At 44.3% G+C, this 23,203-nt stretch carries 18 protein-coding genes, 1 tRNA gene and 3 pseudogenes; 11 read left to right on the top strand and 11 right to left on the bottom strand.

The features are described from left to right. Positions 1-225: 225 nt before the first annotated feature. Complete coding sequence (locus CS022_RS19815) at positions 226-858, top strand: outer membrane beta-barrel protein (protein WP_129123693.1); 633 nt, start codon at positions 226-228, stop codon at positions 856-858. Positions 859-941: 83 nt separating this feature from the next. Further along, a complete protein-coding gene (locus CS022_RS19810) occupies positions 942-1,823 on the top strand; it encodes an alanyl-tRNA editing protein (protein ID WP_129123692.1) in 882 nt (293 codons plus the stop codon). 13 nt (positions 1,824-1,836) lie between these two features. Here the strand turns inward: CS022_RS19810 and CS022_RS19805 are convergent, their stop codons facing one another. Next, positions 1,837-2,472, bottom strand: coding sequence for a DsbA family oxidoreductase (locus CS022_RS19805; RefSeq protein WP_129123691.1), 636 nt, complete (start codon positions 2,470-2,472; stop codon positions 1,837-1,839). Positions 2,473-2,844: 372 nt separating this feature from the next. Here CS022_RS19805 and CS022_RS19800 point away from each other — a divergent pair, with 372 nt between their 5' ends. Next, positions 2,845-4,086 (top strand): saccharopine dehydrogenase family protein, encoded by a 1,242-nt coding sequence (locus tag CS022_RS19800; protein WP_129123690.1) that lies wholly within the window; start codon positions 2,845-2,847, stop codon positions 4,084-4,086. A 1-nt stretch (position 4,087) separates the two neighbouring features. On the opposite strand, the pseudogene CS022_RS19795 reads toward CS022_RS19800, so the two are convergent. Further along, a pseudogene (locus CS022_RS19795) lies at positions 4,088-4,551 on the bottom strand (YccF domain-containing protein). A gap of 297 nt (positions 4,552-4,848) precedes the next feature. Here CS022_RS19795 and CS022_RS19790 point away from each other — a divergent pair. Next, complete coding sequence (locus CS022_RS19790; RefSeq protein ID WP_129123689.1) at positions 4,849-5,295, top strand: GNAT family N-acetyltransferase; 447 nt, start codon at positions 4,849-4,851, stop codon at positions 5,293-5,295. Positions 5,296-5,336: 41 nt separating this feature from the next. On the opposite strand, the gene CS022_RS19785 is transcribed toward CS022_RS19790, so the two are convergent. After that, positions 5,337-5,427 (bottom strand) — tRNA-Ser (locus CS022_RS19785). Positions 5,428-5,658: 231 nt separating this feature from the next. Between CS022_RS19785 and CS022_RS19780 the strand changes: the two are divergent. After that, positions 5,659-6,702: pseudogene (locus CS022_RS19780) on the top strand (bifunctional NUDIX hydrolase/phosphatase PAP2 family protein); the annotation flags it as partial. Positions 6,703-6,800: 98 nt separating this feature from the next. Here CS022_RS19780 and manA read toward each other — a convergent pair. Further along, positions 6,801-8,276 carry a mannose-6-phosphate isomerase, class I gene (gene manA, locus CS022_RS19775; RefSeq protein ID WP_328590415.1) on the bottom strand — a complete coding sequence of 492 codons (1,476 nt, stop codon included), beginning with the start codon at positions 8,274-8,276 and terminating at the stop codon, positions 6,801-6,803. A 1,037-nt stretch (positions 8,277-9,313) separates the two neighbouring features. Here manA and CS022_RS19770 point away from each other — a divergent pair. From CS022_RS19770 to CS022_RS19740, 6 genes are all read left to right on the top strand, one after another. Continuing rightward, a complete protein-coding gene (locus CS022_RS19770; RefSeq protein WP_408057276.1) occupies positions 9,314-10,291 on the top strand; it encodes an amino acid ABC transporter substrate-binding protein in 978 nt (325 codons plus the stop codon). An 80-nt stretch (positions 10,292-10,371) separates the two neighbouring features. Next, entirely contained in the window at positions 10,372-11,577 is a 1,206-nt protein-coding gene (locus CS022_RS19765) for an amino acid ABC transporter permease (RefSeq protein WP_129123686.1), read from the top strand. A gap of 3 nt (positions 11,578-11,580) precedes the next feature. Continuing rightward, positions 11,581-12,681 carry an amino acid ABC transporter permease gene (locus CS022_RS19760; RefSeq protein WP_129123685.1) on the top strand — a complete coding sequence of 367 codons (1,101 nt, stop codon included), beginning with the start codon at positions 11,581-11,583 and terminating at the stop codon, positions 12,679-12,681. 21 nt (positions 12,682-12,702) lie between these two features. Beyond that, entirely contained in the window at positions 12,703-13,455 is a 753-nt protein-coding gene (locus tag CS022_RS19755; RefSeq protein ID WP_129123684.1) for an amino acid ABC transporter ATP-binding protein, read from the top strand. Between the two features lie 213 nt (positions 13,456-13,668). Further along, complete coding sequence (locus tag CS022_RS19750; protein WP_129123683.1) at positions 13,669-14,334, top strand: Bax inhibitor-1/YccA family protein; 666 nt, start codon at positions 13,669-13,671, stop codon at positions 14,332-14,334. Between the two features lie 407 nt (positions 14,335-14,741). Beyond that, positions 14,742-15,143, top strand: a complete 402-nt coding sequence (locus CS022_RS19740) for a hypothetical protein (RefSeq protein WP_129123681.1) — start codon at positions 14,742-14,744, stop codon at positions 15,141-15,143. A 72-nt stretch (positions 15,144-15,215) separates the two neighbouring features. Here CS022_RS19740 and CS022_RS19735 read toward each other — a convergent pair whose 3' ends face one another. The 7 genes and pseudogenes from CS022_RS19735 to CS022_RS19705 all read right to left on the bottom strand — a co-directional run bounded on the left by CS022_RS19735 (position 15,216) and on the right by CS022_RS19705 (position 23,022). Then, a complete protein-coding gene (locus tag CS022_RS19735) occupies positions 15,216-15,569 on the bottom strand; it encodes a SufE family protein (protein ID WP_235869813.1) in 354 nt (117 codons plus the stop codon). 20 nt (positions 15,570-15,589) lie between these two features. After that, a complete protein-coding gene (locus tag CS022_RS19730) occupies positions 15,590-16,813 on the bottom strand; it encodes a SufS family cysteine desulfurase (RefSeq protein WP_129123680.1) in 1,224 nt (407 codons plus the stop codon). Beyond that, positions 16,810-18,105: a Fe-S cluster assembly protein SufD gene (gene sufD / locus CS022_RS19725; protein WP_129123679.1), complete on the bottom strand. Its 1,296-nt coding sequence runs from the start codon at positions 18,103-18,105 to the stop codon at positions 16,810-16,812. Before sufD ends, CS022_RS19730 begins: the two co-directional genes overlap by 4 nt. Beyond that, entirely contained in the window at positions 18,080-18,826 is a 747-nt protein-coding gene (sufC, locus tag CS022_RS19720) for a Fe-S cluster assembly ATPase SufC (protein ID WP_129123678.1), read from the bottom strand. The genes sufD and sufC overlap by 26 nt, the downstream gene beginning before the upstream one ends. Before the next feature lie 6 nt (positions 18,827-18,832). Beyond that, a pseudogene (sufB, locus tag CS022_RS19715) lies at positions 18,833-20,309 on the bottom strand (Fe-S cluster assembly protein SufB). Positions 20,310-20,369: 60 nt separating this feature from the next. Next, positions 20,370-20,756: an iron-sulfur cluster assembly accessory protein gene (locus CS022_RS19710; protein WP_129123732.1), complete on the bottom strand. Its 387-nt coding sequence runs from the start codon at positions 20,754-20,756 to the stop codon at positions 20,370-20,372. A 583-nt stretch (positions 20,757-21,339) separates the two neighbouring features. Continuing rightward, positions 21,340-23,022 carry a hypothetical protein gene (locus CS022_RS19705; RefSeq protein WP_129123677.1) on the bottom strand — a complete coding sequence of 561 codons (1,683 nt, stop codon included), beginning with the start codon at positions 23,020-23,022 and terminating at the stop codon, positions 21,340-21,342. Between the last annotated feature and the right edge of the window lie 181 nt (positions 23,023-23,203).

Raw genomic sequence — 23,203 nt, 5'->3', positions numbered from 1 at the left:
CCATCTAATCTCATATATCACACACTGCATTTTTACTTGGGCACGAAAGCATTGCCTAGAAGATGACACTCTCAGCAAAGTCTCATAAACAGATCTTGAAGAGACCATAGGTGTACCACTATGTTCAGACACTGTGTCTGTGCAGACACGCGCATTGAAAAGTGTATGGAACACACTCATGGCTTTTAACGCCTAATAACAATCTGGATAAGAAGCATTCAACCTATGAAAAATTTTATTTTAGCAGCTGCATTTCAACTTCTTGCAATCATCTCTACAACCGCTTTAGCCTCGTCTTATTCCATTACTGAGCTTTACAACAATGGTAAATATTACGGCGGCCTCAACTACGTAAAAACAGAATATGACATCCGTGATGCTCAACAGCGTCTCAACAAAGAAAACAGTGTGGACGAAAGTGTCGGTGCGGGTATGTCCGGACACATAGGCTTTGAAACGCTTGCAAACAAGAACTGGATGGTGGGTGTTGAGGTAGAGGCAAAAAAGTACGAAGGCCGAAGGCTAAAAACGAAAACCGGTACGAACTTGACCGTCGTAAGCGCGCACGGCGTGGGCGGTAATTTAAAGGCTGATTATTACTTGAATGACGAATTCTATGTCGGCGCTAAAGTTGGCGTTGAACATATCACCATGAAAGCTGAAGCCACAGACGCAGGAACGATTAACAAATTCAGAAGCAAAGATACAGTATTGACCTACGGCGTGCAGGTGGGCTACCACATTCGCACCGACCTGACCGCAAAAGTTGAATTCAGACGAGGTAAATTCAGCGACCGTCAAACCGATTTTGATACTGACATAGAAAGCCTGATGGTCGGGTTCGAATTCAAGATCTAACTCGCTCATAAGTCGACACATATTTTGTCGTCCGTATCGTCCTGCTATCATGTTTCTCTTTCAGTTTTCGAACAGTGAATGGCATGAAGCAGGTGACGGCAACAAAAATAACATTTACCCACCCACAGTGGGATGTCGATAGTAAAGTGCAGATCTGTGAGCGCTGTGATCGAGGCGTGCGCCTTGTTACCGAAGTGACACCGTTTCACCCGGTGTCACACATTTGGCCCGATCACCCCGCAGACAGGGGCTATGTTGACATCAAAGGAAAAAGCTATGCAATCGCTGATTGTCTGACGGGCGCCTATCACACGGAAACGGCAGAATTATTCGTTGATAAAGACATTCCTGTTAAGCGAGATACACCAGGGTGGTTATTTGTTGTTGTCCATACCATCGATTCAGAGGATGAATTCGAAGTTGGTGAACATGTTCGCTTGGACGTCGATAAACCGTACCAAGCTTCACTCAGTCGTGGCCACAGTGCGGCGCATTTTGCCGCGTTGGCATTGAATAAAGTCATTCATAGCGATTACTGGCGTAAGGAAGCACAGCGAAAAGACCCTCTCGATCACCACGACTTTCACGCCTATGCCGAACAAACGAGTTTTGTGACAGAAGATAGATGCGAGGATACTTACCGACTGGGCAAAACGCTGAGAAAGCGAGGGTTAAACAGTGCCGAGCTGTTGGCAAATCTGGCAGATATCGAGGACAAGGTGAATCAACAACTCGCTCAATGGAAAGCTTATGGTGCTGAAATCATCATGAAACGCCATGGAGAATACCTCACTGACTCTAGGTATTGGTGCTGTGAGATTGATGAACAAAAAATCGAAATACCGTGTGGTGGCACTCATATCTCTTCGTTACAAGACTTGGATACGCTAAAGGTGGTGTTGTCTAGCGATTCAGAGCAGGAAATAAAAATGACAACCCTTACGTCACCTGCCCTGAATACATAACGCCGCTGAACAATTAATGCCTGTCTAATAGAATATCGACTGTCGTTCCAATCGCTTCAGGCTCAACACGGCCAAAGAAGCGATATCGTTGATTATCGAGAATCCAACTAGGGCTACCGGGAATTTTCGCTAATTCCGCAGCCCGAAATTCAGCCACTGTTGCGCCAAGTGCTGTGCCATCCATCAGGCTGTCCAGAATCTCTTTGTGCGCTAGGTGATTTTCAGTCAGAAGATCCTTCAACACACCAAACTGACCGACATTGCGACCGTCACGGAAGAAAGCTTCTCTCACTCGATCTGAGAATTGGTTTGCCTCATTTTGACCTTTATGAAGCTCAACCGCTTTGATCACTTGATGAGGCATTAATGAACTACCCGGGCGTACTTTTCGCCAAACATCAGGATGGATTGTCATACCCTCAAACTCGCTGACAAATTTTTCCGATTGTTCAGCATAGCGAGAGAAAGCACTCTCGCCAGTTCCCTGTTTTCGGATTCTTGCACTTACATCCCCGTATAATTCCACGTGACGAAAACGCCATGTGACTTGATCCTCAGTCCAGCGGCCATCAAACTTTTGATTGATGTAATGACCAAACCAACCCCAGATACAAAATACGTCAGAATAGTAATCAATGGTTACAGCCATCAGTCCTCCATTCGATGATGGTGCTTTCAGCGTCTACAAAATCCAAGTGGTGAGACGCTGAAACACAGATAAAAGAATACTAGTTTCTTTTTCTTTCGTTCATGATGAATCTTGCCATGATTACTCTTCGCCATGTGGTGATTACTTGCGCTTTCTCAACAAAAAAACACGATAAATTAAATAATTAACTTGATCATCTACATGCGTATAAAACACGATGAATCGATCTTTGGGCCTGCTGCGATGACAGACTATGCACTGAGTATCAAACTTGATTCAGTATTGGCTAACAAACATATGCGAAATTAGAGTAATAACCTATTTCTTAACGGTTGAAGCTGAAACGTTCACTTCTCTAGCAAAGGATGCGCTATGGAAAAGCACTACGACCTTATTGTTTTTGGGGCCACCAGCTTTGTTGGTCAAATTCTCTGTCGTTATCTCGACAGGCAATTCAACCACCCCGGACAGGAAGCCCTAGAGTGGGCGATAGCAGGACGATCTCAACATAAACTCGATACGGTAAAACAGGGCCTTAACACGCCTGATATAGACACCATCTTAGCTGACTCACACGATGAGAAAGCACTCACAACAATGTGTCAATACACCCGGGTTGTTGTTTCAACGGTTGGGCCTTATGCCCTTTATGGCGAAACATTAATTAAAGTCTGTGCTGAAACAGGCACTGACTATTGTGATTTAACGGGTGAAGTGCAGTGGATACACCGAATGCTTTATAAGTATGAACATTTGGCGACAAAAAGCGGTGCGCGTATTGTGAATTGTTGTGGCTTTGATTCTATTCCATCAGATATGGGCGTTTATTTCACGCAGAAAGAAGCAAAGCGTTTGTTTGGACAATATTGCGACTCCATCAAAATGCGCGTGAAGACCCTTAAAGGAGGCGCTTCGGGCGGAACGATTGCCAGCATCATCAATATCACTGAAGAAGTGGTTAAAGACCCAGCGCTACTCAAAAAGATTGCTAACCCATACCTCATTTGTCCCGAAAGCGGTGAGCTTTCAACACGTCAGGCGACAAATGCCATTGCTGCACGTGATCCAGATTTTAACGCATGGATATCACCCTTTATCATGGCAGCAATCAATAGTCGTATAGTGCTTCGCTCCAACGCACTGGACGACTACCCATATGGCAGAGACTTCTGCTACGACGAAGCTGTGCTTACAGGTAAAGGGTTCTCTGGGGCTGTTAAATCAAATGCATTTATCGTCGGTTTGAGCCTGTTCATGGCACTCACAGCGTTGCCGCCCACGCGGTGGCTATTGAAAAAATTTGTGTTGCCCAAACCCGGTGAAGGTCCATCAGCGAAGGAGCAATTAGAGGGATTCTTTGATATTCGCTTCATCGGCAAAACAGCGAGTGGTGACGTCATTTCAACGAAAGTCGTTGGTCAGGGAGATCCGGGATATGGCTCAACAGGAAAAATGCTAGGGCAGGCTGCCGCCTCGTTAGCGCTGGATTTTCACCATTCTGGAGAGAAATGCGGTGCCAAAGGCGGTTTCTGGACAACATCTAGTCTAATGGGAGACAGATTGTTAGATAGATTACAGACGCACGCTGACATTGAAGTCAGCGTGCTGAACTAGATTAATTACCCTTACGTATTTCAGCTACGCGGTCACGCGCGTGGCTGCTTCTCGCTGCCTCTGCAACTTCTTTATCTACCACTGTCTGGCCGATTGGAAACAGCGAAATAACAGCCAACTTAAGGTGCTGAATGGCGAAAGGAATACCAATAATCGTAATAAAGCAGGCAACTGCAGACGCGAGATGGCCCAACGCTAGCCAAATCCCAGCGACAAAAAACCAGATCACATTGCCGATAATACCCAACGTGCCCGTGCCAATATCTTCTCTTTCAGTCAGCACATCACGCTGATAGCTTCCTTACCAAATGGGAAGAAAGAGAAAGTACCCATCACGAAGCATGCCCTACCCCACGGAATCCCGATAATGCTGATAAAGGCCAATATGCCGAACGCATACCAGGCTAACCCCATGATGATACCGCCGAACAAAAACCAAATAATGTTTCCTAACAGTCTTAACATATCGCATCCCTCTCTTTTTTGTCCCCAGGAGCTGCAAAGTCGCAAACCCGGGGCACTCAATAGTTTGTTGTAAAAAGCGTATCAAGAGGTGCGTGAATAAGTCTGTGCCTTTTGTGCGTAATATGATTAAGGCACACAGCGAATGAATCAACCAGCAAAAAGTAAGACGGTTGAGTCGCAAAAGCGAAGCACGATAACTAACATACACGACAGAAGCGATAATGTCGTTCTTCACTGCTAATCATTTCCAGCCGATGCATTTAACGGTCTCTCACAGCATCAATTAAGATAAGAGATATGACGATACGACTCAAGCCAATCTCCAAACATAATTACGAGGCTATCTGCGACCTTGATGCCAGCGAAGCACAACAAGATTTTGTTGCCATGAATACATGGTCAATTGTTGAGTCCGTGTTCAATGATGGGTACGAGACAAGGGCGATTTATTTTGAACACAAACCTGTCGGCTTCTTTATGTGGGTAAAGCCTTCCCCAGATAAAACGGAAATCTGGCGATTCATGGTAGACAGCAAATATCAACAGCAGGGCACCGGTACCAAAGCGCTTGCACTGGCGCTTAATGAAATAAGACAAAATGAGAATCTTGAGACCATCGAGATAAGCGACGTACCGAAAAATCCGATCGCCAAGGATTTTTATGCCAAATTTGGTTTCGAAGAGATTGGGATTGATGAGGAAAACGAGATGGTGGCTAAGATAAATGTCTGTCAGGAAGCCTGAGTACAAAAAAGCCTCTGAATATTCAGCGGCTTTCTCAAATGTGGCGGAGAGATAGGGATTTGAACCCTAGATACGCTATTAACGTATGCCGGTTTTCAAGACCGGTGCTTTCAACCACTCAGCCATCTCTCCGTAAGTGGGCGGAATATTACTAACCGGGGCATTGGCTGTAAAGCTATTTTCAACGCTCAACAATCGACTGCTCCCCTTTTAACCTAAGTGGGCATTTAGCGAACAAAATGTGTTTATTCGTGTAATTCTGTTATTAGAAATGGACCACATTTCCGATAATTCATCAGTAGTTTAGGTTCTCAATAGTCACGACATTGTTAAAATACACATCTTTCAGATAGATGCCTAGCCATGAATCGCATATTCCTTCGCACACTTTTCTTTATCATCGCCTTAGCTTCTCTAACAGTAAACGCGGCTCAAAATACACCTCTCCGTGGCGCTGTTTGCCTTGTTGGTGATGAACAAGGCAGAGTCTTAATGGTAAAGGACTATTTGTCCGGACGCTATGCGCTTCCCGGGGGCGGTATTGATGATGGCGAATCGCCAGAGAACGCAGCGTTAAGGGAGCTTTTCGAAGAAACGGGTCTAAGAGCTGAAGTCATCAGACGCATTGACGATGGTGGCTCGGCAGCAATATACAACTGTAAGACGCTAAGTGCCGTACCCACATATGAAATGGAGAACAAAGGATATGTGGCGTCTTGGTTTAGCCCACATTTCGGCCGCGAAATCAAAACGGTCAATTGGCTTGACACTAGCACAATGGGTGCAAGTGAGTTTCGTTTCCCAGATCAAGTGGCTGACTTTCCAAAATGGCTCAAGAAATCAGAAAACAGTGAGCTAAACATCTCGTCAGACTTTAGCGACATGGCTTCACCTTTCTTGGCTGAACATGCCGATATAAACCGCTCTCTCCAGCAAGCAATCACAGCACTACCAGCCCCGCTTTTTGTATTCATTGATGCATTCATTCATGCAGCGTCAGGCCTCGGCAGTACTTATCTGTATGTTCTTCTTGTCCCATTGGCACTCTTAACGGGCGGCGTGAAAAGACTGGTCTGGTTGGCGATGATGGCAGTTCTGACAATACTCAGTGTTTACGGTAGCAAGCTCTTTTTTGGTATCCCTCGCCCATTTTATATCTACCCAGAACTAGGCCTAGCCACTGCCAATGGTTTCTCCTTTCCAAGTGGACACACCGCAAATGCCTTTGCAATCTGGCTCACTATGGCAAGTTGGTTTGGGACTGGAAATACGAAAGGAAAATGGATTCTTGGCTTGGCTTTAGGTGCTGCATTGCTGACTGCGCTGAGCCGAATTTATCTTGGTGTTCATTACCTTATGGATGTTACCGCCGGTGCAGTGCTGGGTACCATGATATTTCTCGTGAGCCGAACAATGTCGAATGTAAGTATTGAGCGAGTGGGTTCTGTATTTAACCCACTGACTTGGTTGGTAATGCTTCTTGTCCTGTTACCGATAGCCATCTCTCAGTTGCAACCCATGTTCGCATTGGCTTCATCAGTATGTATTGGCATGGGGCTGGTAATGGCAGCCAGCAAACAAACACTACGCGACGTCGTCTTCGGCCGTCCACCGGCGCTTTTTGTATCCGCAACTTGTTTGTCTTTGAGTGCCATCATTGCCGCTGTGTCTTTTTGGTACACAAAAACAAACGGTAATAGTATCGAAAACCTTTCAATATTAGTTTTTGCGACGATTATAGGCGGATTCATTATGGTGTATCCGTCGGTTCGTTTTGCACCCAGACTATCAATGATAGGCTCGGGCAGCAAAGCCTGACGTTGAGGCTCGGTAATCGCTACATAGGCAGGAATAAAGACTGATTGTCCCTTATTCAGGGCGACAACTTCGCCAAGAGACGTTGTCAGCAACAGCTCACCTTCCACGGCGAGTATTATTTCAGCACTGTCGGTGTGGAGGTCATGCTCGCCTTCTCTATAAATACTGAATTTAAAGTCACTGACAGGCACCGGGTAATGCAGCACATTCCCACGGTTCTCGGGCTCAAGTACCAGTGAATCAGGAAGTTTCGGTATGAAGTGAGTGTTATCGATCAGCGCCTTCACATCAATATGCTTGGACGTCAAACCCGCGCGCAAAACATTGTCTGAATTCGCCATTATCTCTAGCCCCACGCCATGCACATAAGCGTGGGGGGTGTTTGCGGATAGAAACATAGCCTCACCAGGTCGAAGGTTCACTACGTTCATCAAAAGTGGCGCAAAAAGCCCAACATCACTAGGGTATTGCACCGCTAACCTTCTGATTAACCCGCTGACTTCATTGTTGGGGTATTGCTTCACTCGCCTCATCAGCTCATGTACAGAAGCTTCTTTTCTATTCGACGGTAATGAAAGGAGCGCTTTGAAGAACGACTTTAATCCATATGGTGTCATTGCCTGTTCAAACTCTGATAACTCATTCTGGAGACTGTTTATCTTCAATATTTTGAAAAGTCCAAAGATTTGACTCAAGGGCCGGAAACCATTCATTGCCTCATAAGGCGTCAATGCATAAACCAACTCAGGCTTATGGTTAGCATCTTTGTAGTTCCTCGCAGGATCGTTCAATGCAATACCAGCTTGCTCCTCCTGATTGAAGCCTATCTCTGCATCACGTTTGTTAGGGTGGACTTGTATAGAAAGCGCGTTCTCTGCAGCCAAAATTTTGAATAGAAACGGCAAATCATCAATCCCAGCAGACAACAAGCTCTCTCCCAACACAGCATATCTATCGCTAGCGATAAAATCGTGCAAAGAAAGGTAGGAGTGGCCCACTGTTAACATAGAGCTGCCTTTCGGGTGTGCACCCATCCACATCTCAGCAAGAGGTTGCTTTGAGGTGTTTGCAACCCCAAGCATAGAGGGCAGTGCCGTCTTACTTCCCCACGCATAATGTTGAATAACATTATCCATAACATAAAAAGCCCGTTCCCCAGCCATAGCGCCCCTAACTTTATGTATGTTCTTTGGTTAATTCTGGTCAGTAATAAATGAATATTCCAAATTACACGGATAATCGAACCTGAATTTGGCCCGTAGCTGAGACAAGCTATTGATTTAGAATGCGCTTAGATAAAAACGTAAGAAAAGGTGGGCAGATGATGAAATATTAACCTGTCATCTTGCTGGAAGTAGATCTCATTAACAGATTGTTATGAGGAATAGAAATTTGACTCAGCGCAAGTTATAACATTATTACTTGGTCTAGGAATTCATTTCATGACTTTAAAGTTGGGCATCTTAATTATTGTTAATTGCTTAGTATATATATTAAACGGTTTAATATGTTTTTTGTTGTTCATCACAAAACAGTCATTTCGAATTAATCGAGAATATATTATTGGTTCAACTGGTTTATAAACAAACCGCAACAGATTAAATCAATAACGAAACAAACAGTCAGCAACCATAGTATCGATATCCTGTTTTTTATTATTCTAACATTTAGGACTTAACAGAACGAAATTATGTTCTAGCCCGCATTTTTGAAATAGATATAGCTGATACCTCATTTCTCAAGCCAATAAAATGTGTACATAATCAGAAAAGTAACACATCAACAAGCAAACCAACTAAAAAACATAAGCAGTCAATATTAATGAAAATAAATTCAATAATTAGCTATTATTTTGAATTTAAATCACATAAAGGCAGCACTGAAATACCCAGCCAACCTCATCAATAGCATCATAAAGCTCACATTTTTATAACATATTTCTTATAACGTGATCGTGGGCGTGTTAAACCTATGGAACCGAAAGAAACAATCCCTATACTCTTAGAAGCTAAATAAAAACAAGCATAAAAATATTTAAATAAACCAATTTTCGCAAACACAACAATCGTGCCTATTTTGTTGGCTCCTGCAAATAGTGGGAGTCATGCAAGAAGTAAAGAGCACAAGGAATAAAAGGAAGGAAGTTCCGATGGCAAATAAAATGAAAGTCTTAGTGGCGGCCATAGCAGCAACTACTGCAATGATGTCAACAAGCGTCATGGCAGCAGAAGACACTCTCGGCAAAGTGAAAAAACAAGGCTACGTTAGCTGTGGCGTTAGTACTGGTCTTCCTGGGTTTTCAAACCCAAATGCTAAAGGCGAATGGGAAGGCTTGGATGTCGAGTTTTGTCAGGCACTTGCCGCTGCTGCACTCGGTGACAAGAGCAAAGTAAAATATGTTCCTCTCACGCCTAAAGAGCGTTTTACTGCGCTTCAGTCGGGCGAAATTGACGTCCTTTCGCGTAATACAACGTGGACACTTCAGCGTGACGGTACCCTCGGCCTCAATTTTGCTGGTGTAAACTACTACGATGGCCAAGGCTTCATGGTCAACAAAAAACTAGGTGTTACAAGTGCTCTTGAGCTTGACGGCGCTGCAGTATGTGTTCAGTCAGGTACGACTACAGAGCTCAACCTTGCGGACTACTTCAAAGCGAATAACATGAAGTTCTCACCTGTTGTTTATGATACGTATGATGCATCGGTGAAAGGCTTCGAAGCAGGTCGTTGTGATACGCTTACAACTGACCAATCAGGTCTCTATGCGTCACGTGTTAAACTTTCAGACCCTGCTTCAGCGGTTGTACTTCCTGAAGTCATCTCGAAAGAGCCACTGGGGCCTGTTGTTCGTCAAGGCGATGATAACTGGTTTAATATCGCCAAGTGGACACTTAATACGATGATCAACGCAGAAGAATTCGGTGTGACCTCTGACAACGTTGACTCAATGAAAGGCTCTAAAGATCCTAACGTCAAACGTCTGCTTGGACTTGATGGACCTAAAGGTAAAGGCCTAGGGCTGAACGATGACTGGGGTTATCAGGTTATCAAGCAAGTCGGTAACTACGGTGAAAGTTTCGAGCGAACTGTCGGTAAAGACTCGCCACTACAGATTTCTCGTGGCCTGAACGCACTGTGGAATGACGGTGGCATCATGTATGCGCCACCAATTCGCTAAGCAGCCTCATTAACGGCTAACATCAAACTGGGCATGGAAACGTGCCCAGTTTTGGTATAACGCATAGAGGTTGTAGTTCTATGAGAGTAAAGCAAACTCAAAACTCTGGTATCCAACAAGAACAAGGCAAGAAGCAAAACCTATTCTACAATCCTACGTTTCGCTCTGTTCTGTTCCAAATTATTGCCATCCTCGGACTGGTGTTCTTTTTTTACACCATCGTCAATAACGCATTAACAAATTTAGAATCACGTGGTATCGCGACGGGATTTGGCTTTCTGACTGAAACCGCAGGTTTTGGTATCGGCCAAAGCCTGATTGAGTATGACTCCACTCATTCTTACGGCCGTACGTTTTTTGTCGGCCTACTGAATACCGCATTGGTTGCTGTGCTTGGTATAGCACTGGCAACCATCCTCGGATTCATAATTGGTATCGCAAGGTTATCGAAAAACTGGCTCGTCAACCGATTCGCAGCCGTTTATATCGAAACTTTCCGAAACATCCCTCTTCTACTGCAAATCTTTTTCTGGTATTTCGCCGTTCTCCAAACACTCCCCTCGCCGAGACAGAGTATCAGTATTGGTGAATGGTTGTTCCTAAACGTCCGTGGCCTTTACGTGGCCAGTCCTGCTTTCCAAGAGGGTTCAATGTGGATTGGGATCGCGCTAGTGATTGCAATCATTTTCTGCATTAGCTTTGCAAAGTGGTCACAAAATAGACAGGACCTTACGGGGCAGCAAACACCAGTTGTAACAATCTCGTTAGCAGTACTGATTGGTTTACCACTTCTGGCTTATCTCGCAACAGGTATGCCTATATCAATCGACTACCCCGAGTTGAAAGGCTTCAACTTCCGCGGCGGTATCACGATTATTCCAGAGCTTGCAGCGCTGACACTTGCGCTCTCAATTTATACAGCGTCGTTCATCGCTGAAATTGTTCGTTCGGGTATCAATGCAGTGAGTCATGGACAAACCGAAGCATCTTTGGCGCTGGGAATAAGCAGAGGACGAACCCTCAGCTTAGTGGTTATCCCTCAAGCACTGAGAGTGATCATTCCTCCTCTGACAAGCCAGTACTTGAACCTTACGAAAAACTCGTCGCTCGCCATGGCGATAGGTTATCCGGATTTGGTATCAGTATTTGCAGGCACGACATTGAATCAGACGGGTCAGGCGATTGAAATTATCGCAATGACAATGGCCGTTTATCTGACATTGAGTCTACTGACGTCTCTGTTGATGAACATATACAATGCGAAAGTCGCTTTGGTTGAGAGGTAATTTATGACCAATAAACATGAATTTCAGCCAGACTTGCCACCACCAGCGAACACCATCGGTGTTGTAGGTTGGCTGAGACAAAACCTGTTTTCGTCTCCAGCAAACACCGTGATTTCGTTGGTACTGATGTACTTGGCATTTCAGGGTATCTACGCCATTGTAGATTGGGCATTTCTCAAAGCGGATTGGGCGGGCACAACTCGCGCAGACTGTTCCAGAGAGGGGGCCTGTTGGGTATTTGTTAATGTCCGATTTAACCAGTTTATGTTCGGCTTTTACCCAGAGTCAGAATTGTGGCGACCTCAGCTATTTTACGCAATGCTCGCCATATTTGTCGGCCTGTTAGCGTATGAGAAGACACCACATCGAACATTGATATGGCTCGTATTCATCCTACCCTTCCCGATTTTCACAGCCTACCTGCTGTATGGCGGCGTCTTGGGCTTGGAAGAGGTTCATACTCACCTATGGGGTGGCTTATTAATTACCTTGGTCATTGCCATCGTTGGTATTGTCATCTCTTTGCCAATTGGTGTGGTATTGGCACTGGGTCGACGCTCTGATATGCCAGTAATACGCAGCCTTTGTACTGTGTACATTGAAATTTGGCGTGGTGTACCGCTGATCACTGTCCTCTTTATGGCGTCAGTCATGTTGCCATTATTTATGTCAGGGGAAGCTGAAACTGACAAACTTATCCGTGCTTTGATAGGTGTTGTGCTGTTCTCAGCGGCCTACATGGCGGAAGTGGTACGTGGCGGGTTACAAGCGATTCCGAAAGGTCAGTATGAAGCAGCAGATGCGCTGGGGCTGACTTATTGGAAGAAGATGGGTCTGATCATTCTGCCTCAGGCACTTAAGATCACCATTCCCTCGATCGTTAACACCTTTATTGGCCTATTTAAAGATACCAGTCTGGTCCTGATAATCGGGATGTTTGATGTACTCGGTATTGGCCAATCTGCGAACACTGACCCGAAATGGCTTGGGTTCGCGACCGAAAGTTATGTTTTTGTCGGTCTGGTTTTCTGGATTTTCTGTTTCGGCATGTCTCGATACAGTATTTATCTCGAGAACAAACTCCACACCGGACATAAACGCTAGGACAGGTTCAAGGAAGAAATTATGACGCAGTCTCCAAATGCACCAGTTATTGAACTGAATGACGTAAACAAGTGGTACGGACAATTTCACGTACTGAAAAACATCAACCTGTCCGTGACCAAAGGTGAAAAGATAGTTATCTGTGGTCCATCAGGGTCAGGTAAATCAACGATGATCCGATGTATAAACCGCCTTGAAGAGCACCAAAAAGGCCAAATCATCGTCTCTGGTACTGAGCTCACTGATGACCTCAAAAATATTGAACTGGTGAGAAAAGAAGTTGGGATGTGCTTCCAACACTTCAATCTTTTTCCGCACCTGACAGTGCTTCAGAATTGCACACTTGCGCCAATTTGGGTGAAGAAAATGCCCAAAGAAGAAGCTGAAGCAATTGCAATGAAGTATCTCGAACGCGTGAAGATCCCCGAGCAGGCAAACAAGTTCCCCGGACAACTATCAGGCGGACAGCAACAACGTGTTGCTATTGCCCGTTCTCTGTGCATGAATCCAAACGTTATGTTGTTCGATGAACCGACGTCTGCGCTCGATCCGGAGATGGTTCGCGAAGTACTCGATGTGATGGTTGAACTTGCCAACGAAGGGATGACCATGCTGTGTGTAACACACGAAATGGGCTTTGCTAAAGAAGTTGCTGACCGGGTTATCTTTATGGATGCGGGTGAAATTATAGAAGAAAACGTCCCTGATGAATTCTTCAATAACCCACAATCTGACAGAACTCAGCTCTTCCTCAGTCAGATACTGCACCATTGATACACTTATCGAAGCGGCCTTAAATGGCCGCTTTTTCGTTCGCAGAAACTAACTTTGTAACAAAGTCTGTCATATCAGCGCGTTAAGTTACTTTGAGGACAGGAAAGTGGTATTTTGCGAGTTGAACACTTGAAAAGGTGAACGTTTGCACCCATAACTGTCGTAATATAAGACATTATTAATCTGACAAGGAAACCATTCTCGGAGAACACTATGAATGATCGTATAGTCACCCGAAATCAGACACAAGAGAGTGTACTGGCAACCAACAAAGTACTGCGTAACACCTACGCGTTACTATCAATGACGTTGCTTTGGTCCGCAGTTGTTGCTGGCGTTGCAATGGCCTACAACCTTCCTCACCCAGGAATCATCATTACTCTAGTCGGATTTTATGGTCTCCTGTTCCTCACGGAGAAAAACCGAAACAACTCAATGGGTCTAGTCTTCACCTTCTTGCTGACAGGCTTCATGGGATACACCCTAGGTCCGATTCTTAACATGTATATTGGCGCAGGGATGGGGTGGGCGATTACTCCTGCATTGGGCGGTACAGCACTGACGTTTTTAGCTTGTTCATTCTACGCGCTAACGACAAAACGCGACTTATCTTTCCTTGGCGGAATGCTTATGGCGGGCTTCGTTGTGTTGTTGGTAGGTATGGTTGCTAACATCTTCCTGCAATTACCAATGCTGTCTCTTGCGCTTAGCGGCTTGTTTGTTCTGTTTTCTACCGGCGTTATTCTGCTTACCACGCAATCCATCGTCCGTGGCGGTGAAACCAATTACATTTCAGCGACTGTTTCTCTTTATGTCGCGATTTATAACCTGTTCCTGAGCTTACTTCAGATTCTAGGTATCATGGGTAGCGACGATTAATCGTACGACTCCTCCATGATAAAAGCACCTTCGGGTGCTTTTTTTATTTCTTTCGATTGCCACCTGCACTCAACTTCATTTCCTTATCTTGAGCAAAAAACGAATAGACACTCGTACCTAGCATCTCCTAATACCCTCTCAGTGAGCATAACTTGCTTTGCTTTGCTTTGCTTTGCTTTGCTTTGCTTTGCTTTGCTTTGCTTTGCTTTGCTCTGCTTTGCTTTGCTCTGCTCTGCTCTGCTCTGCTCTGCTCTGCTCTGCTCTGCTCTGCGTCCTGTAAAGACGCCAGACACACCATGTCAACAAAGTGACACGAAAACTCTGAATAAGTCACAGTACGTTAATGAAGCATTTTACATTGTTAATGATAATGATTATCATTAACAATGTAACTGAGAGGGAGCGTTATGACATTGCATATCATGAATTGGCTTGATCAGAGTATTGAAGATTACAAAGTACAGCTTCAGGATACGACAGTAGATTTTTTCCATGCTGAAAACCGGCTCAATAAGCATGGGACTGGCGTAGAGACGTTGATGGATTATTTCGAAACGTGTATGAGGTTGGCAGACCTTTGTAAAAATAACGGTGACGATACTCGCTATCTCGAAGGCCTCAGAAAGGTTTATTGCCGGATGATGTCGGAGCTCAACAATAAACAAAATCCCCTGTCATGCAGAATACTGAGCCGAAAATTCGCAAAAGAAACACTTAATCGAACATGTGACCTCTATGAGCTTTACGGAATCAAAGAGAGAACCAAAATACTGTGTACAGATTTTGCGCAACGATCCTCTCTCTATTAACCGAGGAAGCGAGTTTGTTATAACGTTAAGTCATTGGTTTAACCCGCTCATAAATGGTCGCTATCATGGCATTCAAGCCTGATTTCTGGCAGGTGTAAGTTGTTGCTGTAAGCCCATCTCAGCAAACATTTTCTTAATATCTGTAGCCAAAAGCTCCTCTGGCATTAGACCGTTAAGCGCAATAATTACCATTGAAACCAAGCCTCTTACAAGCGCAGCATCACTGTTGCCCTCAATTGACAACCTGCCATCTTGCAACTCGACTTTTACCCAGACCTGGCTCTGACACCCTGAAATTCGATATTCCTTGGTATTATATTCATCAGAAAGCGTTGCGTACTTTTCGCCTAACGACATGATGTAAAGATATTTGTCTTCCCAATCAATACAGCGGCCAAAGTTCTTGACCAGTTTTTCTCGATTCAAACAAAACTCCTTATTGCCTCTTATGAGAGTAAAAGTGCATGAACACGCTCCAAACCCTCGCACAAAGATTTAATATCTTCTTTATTGTTGTAAATAGCGAATGAGGCACGACACATACCCGGCACACGATAACGCTTCATCAATGGCATTGCACAATGGTGTCCTGTCCGTATCGCAACACCATAGCGATCAAGAAAACTACCAACATCATAGGGATGAAGATCACCAAGATTGAAGGCCAATACACCCGATTTATTCAGTGAACCATAGATTTGTAAATCAGGGACCTGAGACAAGCGCTGGATAGCACTGGCCATTAGGTTGCTTTCATAGCGTTGAATAAAGTCGAAGCCTATTTCCTCAACAAAACTGATTGCCTCTCCCAGCCCTATCACGCCTGCGACATTCGGTGAACCAGCCTCAAAACGCCAAGGTGCGCTGTTAAACGTCGTTTCCTCTGTTAAGCTGACTTCCTCAATCATCGCGCCACCACCTTCCCAAGGAGGCATCATGTCGAGTAATTCTTTTCGACCATACATGACGCCAATACCAGTGGGACCATAAATTTTATGGCCCGAGAACACATAGAAGTCGCAACCCAGTGCCTGAACGTCTACCCGCTGGTGCATCACTGCCTGCGCACCATCAATCAGTGTCTTCGTTCCATTGATCTGAGCCAATTCAATGATTTCTTTTACGGGATTAACAGTGCCGAGAACATTCGAAATATGAGTGAGGGCGAGAAGCTTTGTTTTGTCGCTCAAGAGGTCTCTCAACGTATCGAGGTTCAACGTACCATCTGACTCGACTCGCCAAACAACCACCTTTATGCCAATCGACTTCTCCAACAACTGCCACGGCACGATGTTAGCGTGATGCTCCATTTCTGTAATAATGACCTCATCACCCAGCCCCATCGCCATTTGCCCAAAAGAGTTAGCGACGAGGTTAATCGCATGAGTTGTTCCATGAGTAAAAACAATCTCTTCACGATTAGCTGCATTGAGAAATGTCTTAACCTGATCCCTGACATCTTCCATCATTTCCGTCGCTTTCGCGCTCAAGTGGTGAACACCTCGGTGAACAGCAGCGTTTTGATTACGATAAAATGCATCTGTTCTTTCAATCACACGATTTGGCTTCTGCGAGGTGGCGGCACTGTCTAAATACACCAACGTCCGATGGTTAACTTCTTGCAAAAGTGTTGGGAATTGGAGTCGAATATCGCTGTTATCAAGGCTCATTGATTTCGTTCTCCCAATTTCTCACTGACGGCGTTAAACACATTTTCCTTAATCTCAGGAATACCAATGACCTCAGTCAATTCACCAGCAAATGCCAATGTGATCATTTGTTCTGCTGTTTGAGAATCAATGCCTCGGGTACCGAGATAGAAAAGCTGTTCCTTGCTCAGAGAGCCTGTTGTTGTACCGTGACTACATTTGACATCATCAGCGTAGATTTCAAGCTGCGGCTTGGTATTTACCTCTGCACCGTCGTTTAACAAGAGGTTGTGATTGTCCATCTGGCCGTCTGTCTTAATTGCATGTTTGGCGACTTTAATAAGGCCATTGAACACAGCTTTTGATTGATCTTGGGCAATAATCTTGTGGATCTGCTCACTATTGCAGTGACTCGCGTTGTGCTCAAGGTAAGTGCGCGTGTCATAGATTTGATCGTTAGATGGCAGACTCAGGCTGTTTATGAAGAGGTCACTGTTTTCGCCGTCTAATCTGGCACTGGTATGATGGCGCGTTAACGCACCAGACAGCAAAAACGTTTGACTGCAAATCCTTGTATCGCGCCCAGCATGGATATCATTGTGGCCAAAGTGGCACTGCTTTTTTTGGCCATTTATGATTTTGTAATGCACAAGTTGACTATTATCAGCAACGTCCATAGTGAGCCGAGAACCAACGAGGTGCCCTTTCCCCTCAGGATTATTGTCACAGTAAGGCTCATCAAGAGTAACATGGTGCTCAATGATGCAAGCAGAGCTACCTGTATTCAGCTTAAGATGATTTCGCACATGGCTCATTCCTCTCTCGCCCTGAGATGCAATACTCAGCAAGTAAATCGGTTTTTCGACACTTAAATTACTCGGAATCTCAACGAGCACCCCCGATGGGTTCAACGCTTCGGTTAAATGCAGAAAAAACTCACCACTAATTGCCAAAGGCAGTGCCTGTTTATGCTCGTCAGTTAATGGCGTTATCTTGAAGTTAATGTCATCCATTTGACTGAGCGATGGTCGGAATTCGCCATCAACAAACGTCAGTACATAAGCATCAAGAGGTAACTTAAGCTTATCGACACCCGATTGACTGAGCGAAGCGTAATTTGACGCGGAAAGATCAAGTGAATAAAGACGATCAAGTGGTGTGTACTTCCAATCTTCGTGCTTGGGTCCCGGAAGCCCCAACGAGACGGCCCGCGACCAATGTTCACTTGAATGGCTCTCCAGAGCCGCTTCTCTGCCCAATGTGAGCCTGTTCAGAAGATCGCTTTGGTTACTCTTCACCAGTAAGCCAGCCATAGCCCTTCTCCTCCAGTTCTGCCACCATGGAAAAGTCGCCTGACTTGATAATCTTGCCATCGTAAAGTACATGGACAAAATCGGGTTTAATGTAATTCAGTATCCGCTGATAGTGCGTCACGATAATAAAAGAACGGTTGCCGTCACGAAGGCTGTTTACACCGTTTGAGACCTCTTTCAACGCATCAATATCGAGCCCTGAATCGGTTTCATCCAAAATGCAAAGTGAAGGATCAAGAATGGCCATTTGCAGAATATCGTTACGTTTTTTCTCACCGCCAGAGAATCCAACGTTAACCGAGCGCGACAATAAATCTTGAGGCATGTTCAGCAACTCGATTTTTTCATCAATTAAGTCTGCCAACTCGAAGCGTTCTAACTCAGGAAGCCCACGGTATTTCCTTACCGCATTGACAGAAGCTTGAAGGAAAATATGGTTACTGACACCCGGTATTTCAACAGGGTATTGAAAGGCCAAGAAAATTCCTTCACCCGCTCGCTCATCTGGGTCGAGTTCAAGTATTTCTTTGTCTTTAAAGACAACGCTCCCTTCAGTGACGTCGAAATCATCTCGGCCAGCAAGTGTAGATGCTAACGTACTTTTTCCAGAGCCATTTGGCCCCATAATGGCATGCACCTCGCCAGGATTAATGGTTAGATTGATGCCATTCAAAATTTGCTTATCTTCAATCTGCGCTTTCAAATTACTAATCGTTAACATCTACTTTTATCCCACACTGTTTTCTAAACTGATTGCCAAGAGTTTTTGTGCCTCAACGGCAAATTCGAGGGGAAGTTCAGAAAACACGTCCTTACAAAACCCGTTTACAATCATAGAAATAGCATCATCTTCAGAGATGCCCCTTTGAGAGCAGTAAAAAAGTTGGTCCTCACCAATTTTTGTCGTTGTTGCCTCATGCTCAACCTGAGACGAACTATTCCGTACCTCGACATAAGGAAACGTGTGAGCGCCACAGTCTGGCCCGATCAACATCGAGTCACACTGCGTAAAGCTCCTCGCATTGGTGGCTGAAGGGAGTATTTTGACTAACCCGCGATAGCTGTTTTCGCTTCTATCCGCAGACACGCCCTTTGAAATAATGGTTGATTTCGTATTTTTACCGATATGAATCATCTTCGTGCCCGTATCGGCCAATTGCTTACCGGAGGCAGGGCGATTGAGTAGAACTCTCCGATAGAGTTATCACCTTGAAGAATGACACTGGGGTATTTCCAAGTAATCGCTGACCCCGTCTCAGATTGGGTCCATGACATTTTTGACCCAGAACCACGGCAATGCGCGCGTTTGGTGACAAAATTAAGGATACCGCCCTCGGTATCTTTCCCTGAGAACCAGTTCTGAACAGTGGAGTATTTGACTTGCGCGTCTTTGAGCAGGATAACTTCAACAACAGCGGCGTGAAGTTGATAACTATTGTGCGCAGGCGCAGAGCAGCCTTCAATATAGCTGACGTAACTGCCTTCATCGGCAATTAAGATCGTGCGCTCAAACTGCCCGGTTTTAAACGCATTTATACGGAAATAAGTCGACAACTCCATCGGGCAGGTCACGCCCTTGGGAATATAAACGAAGGTTCCGTCTGAGGCCACAGCGGCATTTAAAGCGGCAAAAAAATTGTCACGGGGCGGTACTACTGAGCGAGGTACTCCTTAACAAGATCAGGGTATTGGTGAATTGCCTCGCTGAATGAGCAGAAGATTATTCCAAGTTTTGACAGTTCATCGCTATAAGTGGTTTTAACTGAGACGGAGTCGAAAATTGCATCGACAGCGATGTTACTTTTTTCGTCAACAGGCACACCAAGCTGCTCAAAGGCCTTTGCCACCTCTTCTGTAAGAAAAACATCGTCTGGGCTACCTTCAGTACTTGCGTCACCTTCGCCCTCACAGCTGTTACACGTTGGGGCTGAATAGTAACTGTACTCTTGATAATTCAGCGGGTCGTAATGGGCCTTTAACCAATGGGGCTCTGGCATGGTTTGCCAAATTCTAAATGCCTCAAGTCGAAACTCTAGCATCCACTCTGGCTCATTGCGCTTCGCTGAAATTGCTCTCACAACCTCTTCATTAATACCCTTTCCAAGGCGGTCACTTGAGACCTCGGTATAAAACCCCTCTTTGTAGCTATCGTCGTCAACCCAAGCTTTAACGTCTTCCTGAATTTCTGTACTGCTCTGTGTCATTATATTTACCGCTATGTGGACAGATGATCGTTCGAAGATAAAAGTCTTTTAAACAGCGACTCAATCGTCGTGAACATTGAAGCTTTCACCGCATCCGCATGCATTCTCCACATTAGGGTTGTTGTATTTGAACATCTGATTTAAACCTTCAGAAATGAAGTCCACTTCTGTGCCATCGAGATACGGCATCGCCTTCTCAGGGACGAAAATACTCGCTCCTTGGTAGATGAACTCGAGATCGCCCTTTATCGGTTCATCTTTGGCAAAAGACAGCGCGTAGGCAAAGCCTGCGCAGCCAGATGGTTTTACATTCAGCCTGAGCCCTATTATCTGATTGTCATCGTCAATCAGCTTTTTTATGCGCTTGGCAGCCTTATCCGTCAGTGTCAGACCTTTCCAATTTGCAGCATTAGGGTCAAAGCTCTCAAGCCCTGTTTGATCTGCCATTTTCTTCTCTTCTCTTCCACTCGTTTCGAGAATGATATTTATTATCATTTCATCCTTCAACCATGAGGATTTCATGGAGATTATAAAAACAGCGATAAACGGCTGTATTTTTGGCATTATCAGTGTTTTTCAGACCATTAATCGCAGTGAAATATTTTGTTGACGTTTCTTTTTTTGAAAGATTATCAGGGAGCAATCAAGAGGAGGTATTTGTAAAGGTATCCGGATGTCAAAAGTTAATAGCTCAGAGTAAAATCGCGCACTGACTTTGCTTTGATTGGTAATTCCAGTCTATCTGGGAATACTGCTTGCCTGATAAAATTCGTTTATGACCTTCAATAATTCATCAGCAAATACAAAGAAAAGCACCACAAAAGATGCTTTTCTCCCGAAATATGGTGGGATTTATCCCGGTCCATTAGCCTCTAGCAATTTGCAATAACCAATTAATAATAAAGTTTCTTGCTAATTATTCATTGTACATCAAATTATAGGGGTATCTGTATACACCTGACCAAGGTAACGATCTCTGTCGATTTGGAAAAATTTATTCCCACCCGCTACGCTCAATTTATGGGAACGATCATCGTAACGGCGAACACCATCTAACCCAACCCAACCCAACCCAACTTCCTTCATCGCCTCTTGGCTTGAAAGTATCGAATGAGTCCTGAAAATATAGATTTGTATCTTGATTATCATCGAGAAATTCATCAAATATATCCCAATTTGGTAATGATAATTCTACATCTTTAATGTTTGCGGCTCTTTCTTTTCCAAGGTAGTAATCTGTACGTTCCTTTATTGTAAACGGCTGAACGTCAATATTGCTGCCAACCGAATTTTGTTGACCATTACCAGAGTTTATATCTGTTTGTGCACCACTTGTCTGACTGTTAGTACTGGAATAGGAAACGCTTGCTTCTCCATTGATTGATCGCGTTGGTGAACCACCGCCAGCAGAAACACCAGCCGAAAATCCAACGCTTTGTTGACTCGATGTGTTTTCGTACGATGATTGATTTTGGCCAAAGGAACTTGAATTTGTGTCTACAGAGCTTTGCTTTATACTCGAAGAAGTATTGTTAACTGTAGTTGCCTCGTTAGCTCGAATGAGAACATCTTCGGGAGTATGACCATTAGTGAATTCTACAGTTCCTTCATTGGTTACTTTGCTGTAACCATATATGGTTGCTTCATTACCGGATTCTGTCCAATTACTCGGCATTGAAATTTCAGTCCGAATATACGATCCAACCGTTGGTCGAGAATAATTTCGCCCCTCTGCATTGTTAAGGAGAGTCGGCGCTTGGTGATAATTGTCACTTTCACCATCAAATATTTCGTTTCCGTTATCTACGTAGTTATAGCCGTTCGTGTTGAATGATGTTTGGAGCGTCCAATTTTTATCGAAACGGCTTCTAATATCGTTGAGCGCTGCAAGTTTATCTTTATCATTTAGTATTTCTGTAGGGAGCTTACTCTGATCTATATCGCCTTGAATAAATTTATCGGCTAATGAGTGTACCGATCCAGCGGGTGCGATACCCTCACCCAAAGCATTTGGACTTAGAAAAAAAACCGGCGTTGTTTTATCTGTAGCTATCTCTGCCCTCGGGATGCTGGCATGTCCAATATTTTGGCTCGACCAACTATGGTTATTTGAGTCGCTGCTTGCTGAATTAAAATTAAACCTCTGATCTGGTGCCACGCCTGTAATAACACCTTTGCTTTGTGGGATTTGATGCGTATTTTTGAATCTTTGTTCTATATCTTTCTGAATATCAGTGTGTTTCTTTCCATTGGCAATAAAATCTGTTCCAGCAGGTTTTTGGGGAGGCTCAACTGGATCTGCCGTGTTAGTAAGAATTTTAGAGGGAGCGGACCCAACTGCAGGAGCTGAGGGGGACTGTTTCACTAAGCCAGGTGTATTGGGAGTTTCAGTTTTTTTAGACGGTAATTCTTGCTTGTATCTTTTATCTTCTTCAGGAGTCTTTTTAGTCTGAGTTTCAGCATTAACTCCTAACTTTCGTTGTTCCGTCTGAGTTTTAGCGTTGGCCTGAACACTACTAGCAGTATGCCTTACATGGGAGTTGTTCATGCTCGAGGGGGTGACCACGCTTGCGTCTCCTTTCTTATTGCGCGGTGGCATTACATTTCTAACTTGTTGTGTAGCGTCTTGAGTAAGTTTAATACCCTGAACCGGATTATTATCTCTACTTGGACGAAAATCATAAGAACCAGTTTTTTTAAAAGAACTTAGCATTTTACTCTCCTGCTTTTTGTAATGAAAACCTAGCCAACTGGATAGCGAAAGTTATCCTTTTTGTATCGCAAGATTAAACTACCAATATAGGAACAGGAAGTTAAACAACATAGAGTAAAAATGGAAATAAAGAGTCATGACATAAATAAATAAATAAAATAAAATAAAATAAATAAAATAA

Origin of the sequence: Veronia nyctiphanis (genome assembly GCF_004116385.1) — a bacterium.
Taxonomy (GTDB): domain Bacteria; phylum Pseudomonadota; class Gammaproteobacteria; order Enterobacterales; family Vibrionaceae; genus Veronia; species Veronia nyctiphanis.
This window is presented reverse-complemented; position numbering and strand designations above follow the sequence as displayed.

Bases quoted from the DNA above. Each gene is read 5' to 3' on its own strand.
- CS022_RS19750 (WP_129123683.1), top strand. From the start codon at position 13,669: ATGAATGATCGTATAGTCACCCGAAATCAGACACAAGAGAGTGTACTG.
- CS022_RS19755 (WP_129123684.1), top strand. From the start codon at position 12,703: ATGACGCAGTCTCCAAATGCACCAGTTATTGAACTGAATGACGTAAAC.
- sufD (WP_129123679.1), bottom strand. From the start codon at position 18,105: ATGGCTGGCTTACTGGTGAAGAGTAACCAAAGCGATCTTCTGAACAGG.
- CS022_RS19800 (WP_129123690.1), top strand. From the start codon at position 2,845: ATGGAAAAGCACTACGACCTTATTGTTTTTGGGGCCACCAGCTTTGTT.
- CS022_RS19730 (WP_129123680.1), bottom strand. From the start codon at position 16,813: ATGAGCCTTGATAACAGCGATATTCGACTCCAATTCCCAACACTTTTG.
- manA (WP_328590415.1), bottom strand. From the start codon at position 8,276: ATGGCTGGGGAACGGGCTTTTTATGTTATGGATAATGTTATTCAACAT.
- CS022_RS19770 (WP_408057276.1), top strand. From the start codon at position 9,314: ATGATGTCAACAAGCGTCATGGCAGCAGAAGACACTCTCGGCAAAGTG.
- CS022_RS19740 (WP_129123681.1), top strand. From the start codon at position 14,742: ATGACATTGCATATCATGAATTGGCTTGATCAGAGTATTGAAGATTAC.
- CS022_RS19810 (WP_129123692.1), top strand. From the start codon at position 942: ATGAAGCAGGTGACGGCAACAAAAATAACATTTACCCACCCACAGTGG.
- CS022_RS19805 (WP_129123691.1), bottom strand. From the start codon at position 2,472: ATGGCTGTAACCATTGATTACTATTCTGACGTATTTTGTATCTGGGGT.
- CS022_RS19760 (WP_129123685.1), top strand. From the start codon at position 11,581: ATGACCAATAAACATGAATTTCAGCCAGACTTGCCACCACCAGCGAAC.
- CS022_RS19710 (WP_129123732.1), bottom strand. From the start codon at position 20,756: ATGGCAGATCAAACAGGGCTTGAGAGCTTTGACCCTAATGCTGCAAAT.
- sufC (WP_129123678.1), bottom strand. From the start codon at position 18,826: ATGTTAACGATTAGTAATTTGAAAGCGCAGATTGAAGATAAGCAAATT.
- CS022_RS19705 (WP_129123677.1), bottom strand. From the start codon at position 23,022: ATGCTAAGTTCTTTTAAAAAAACTGGTTCTTATGATTTTCGTCCAAGT.
- CS022_RS19815 (WP_129123693.1), top strand. From the start codon at position 226: ATGAAAAATTTTATTTTAGCAGCTGCATTTCAACTTCTTGCAATCATC.
- CS022_RS19790 (WP_129123689.1), top strand. From the start codon at position 4,849: ATGACGATACGACTCAAGCCAATCTCCAAACATAATTACGAGGCTATC.
- CS022_RS19765 (WP_129123686.1), top strand. From the start codon at position 10,372: ATGAGAGTAAAGCAAACTCAAAACTCTGGTATCCAACAAGAACAAGGC.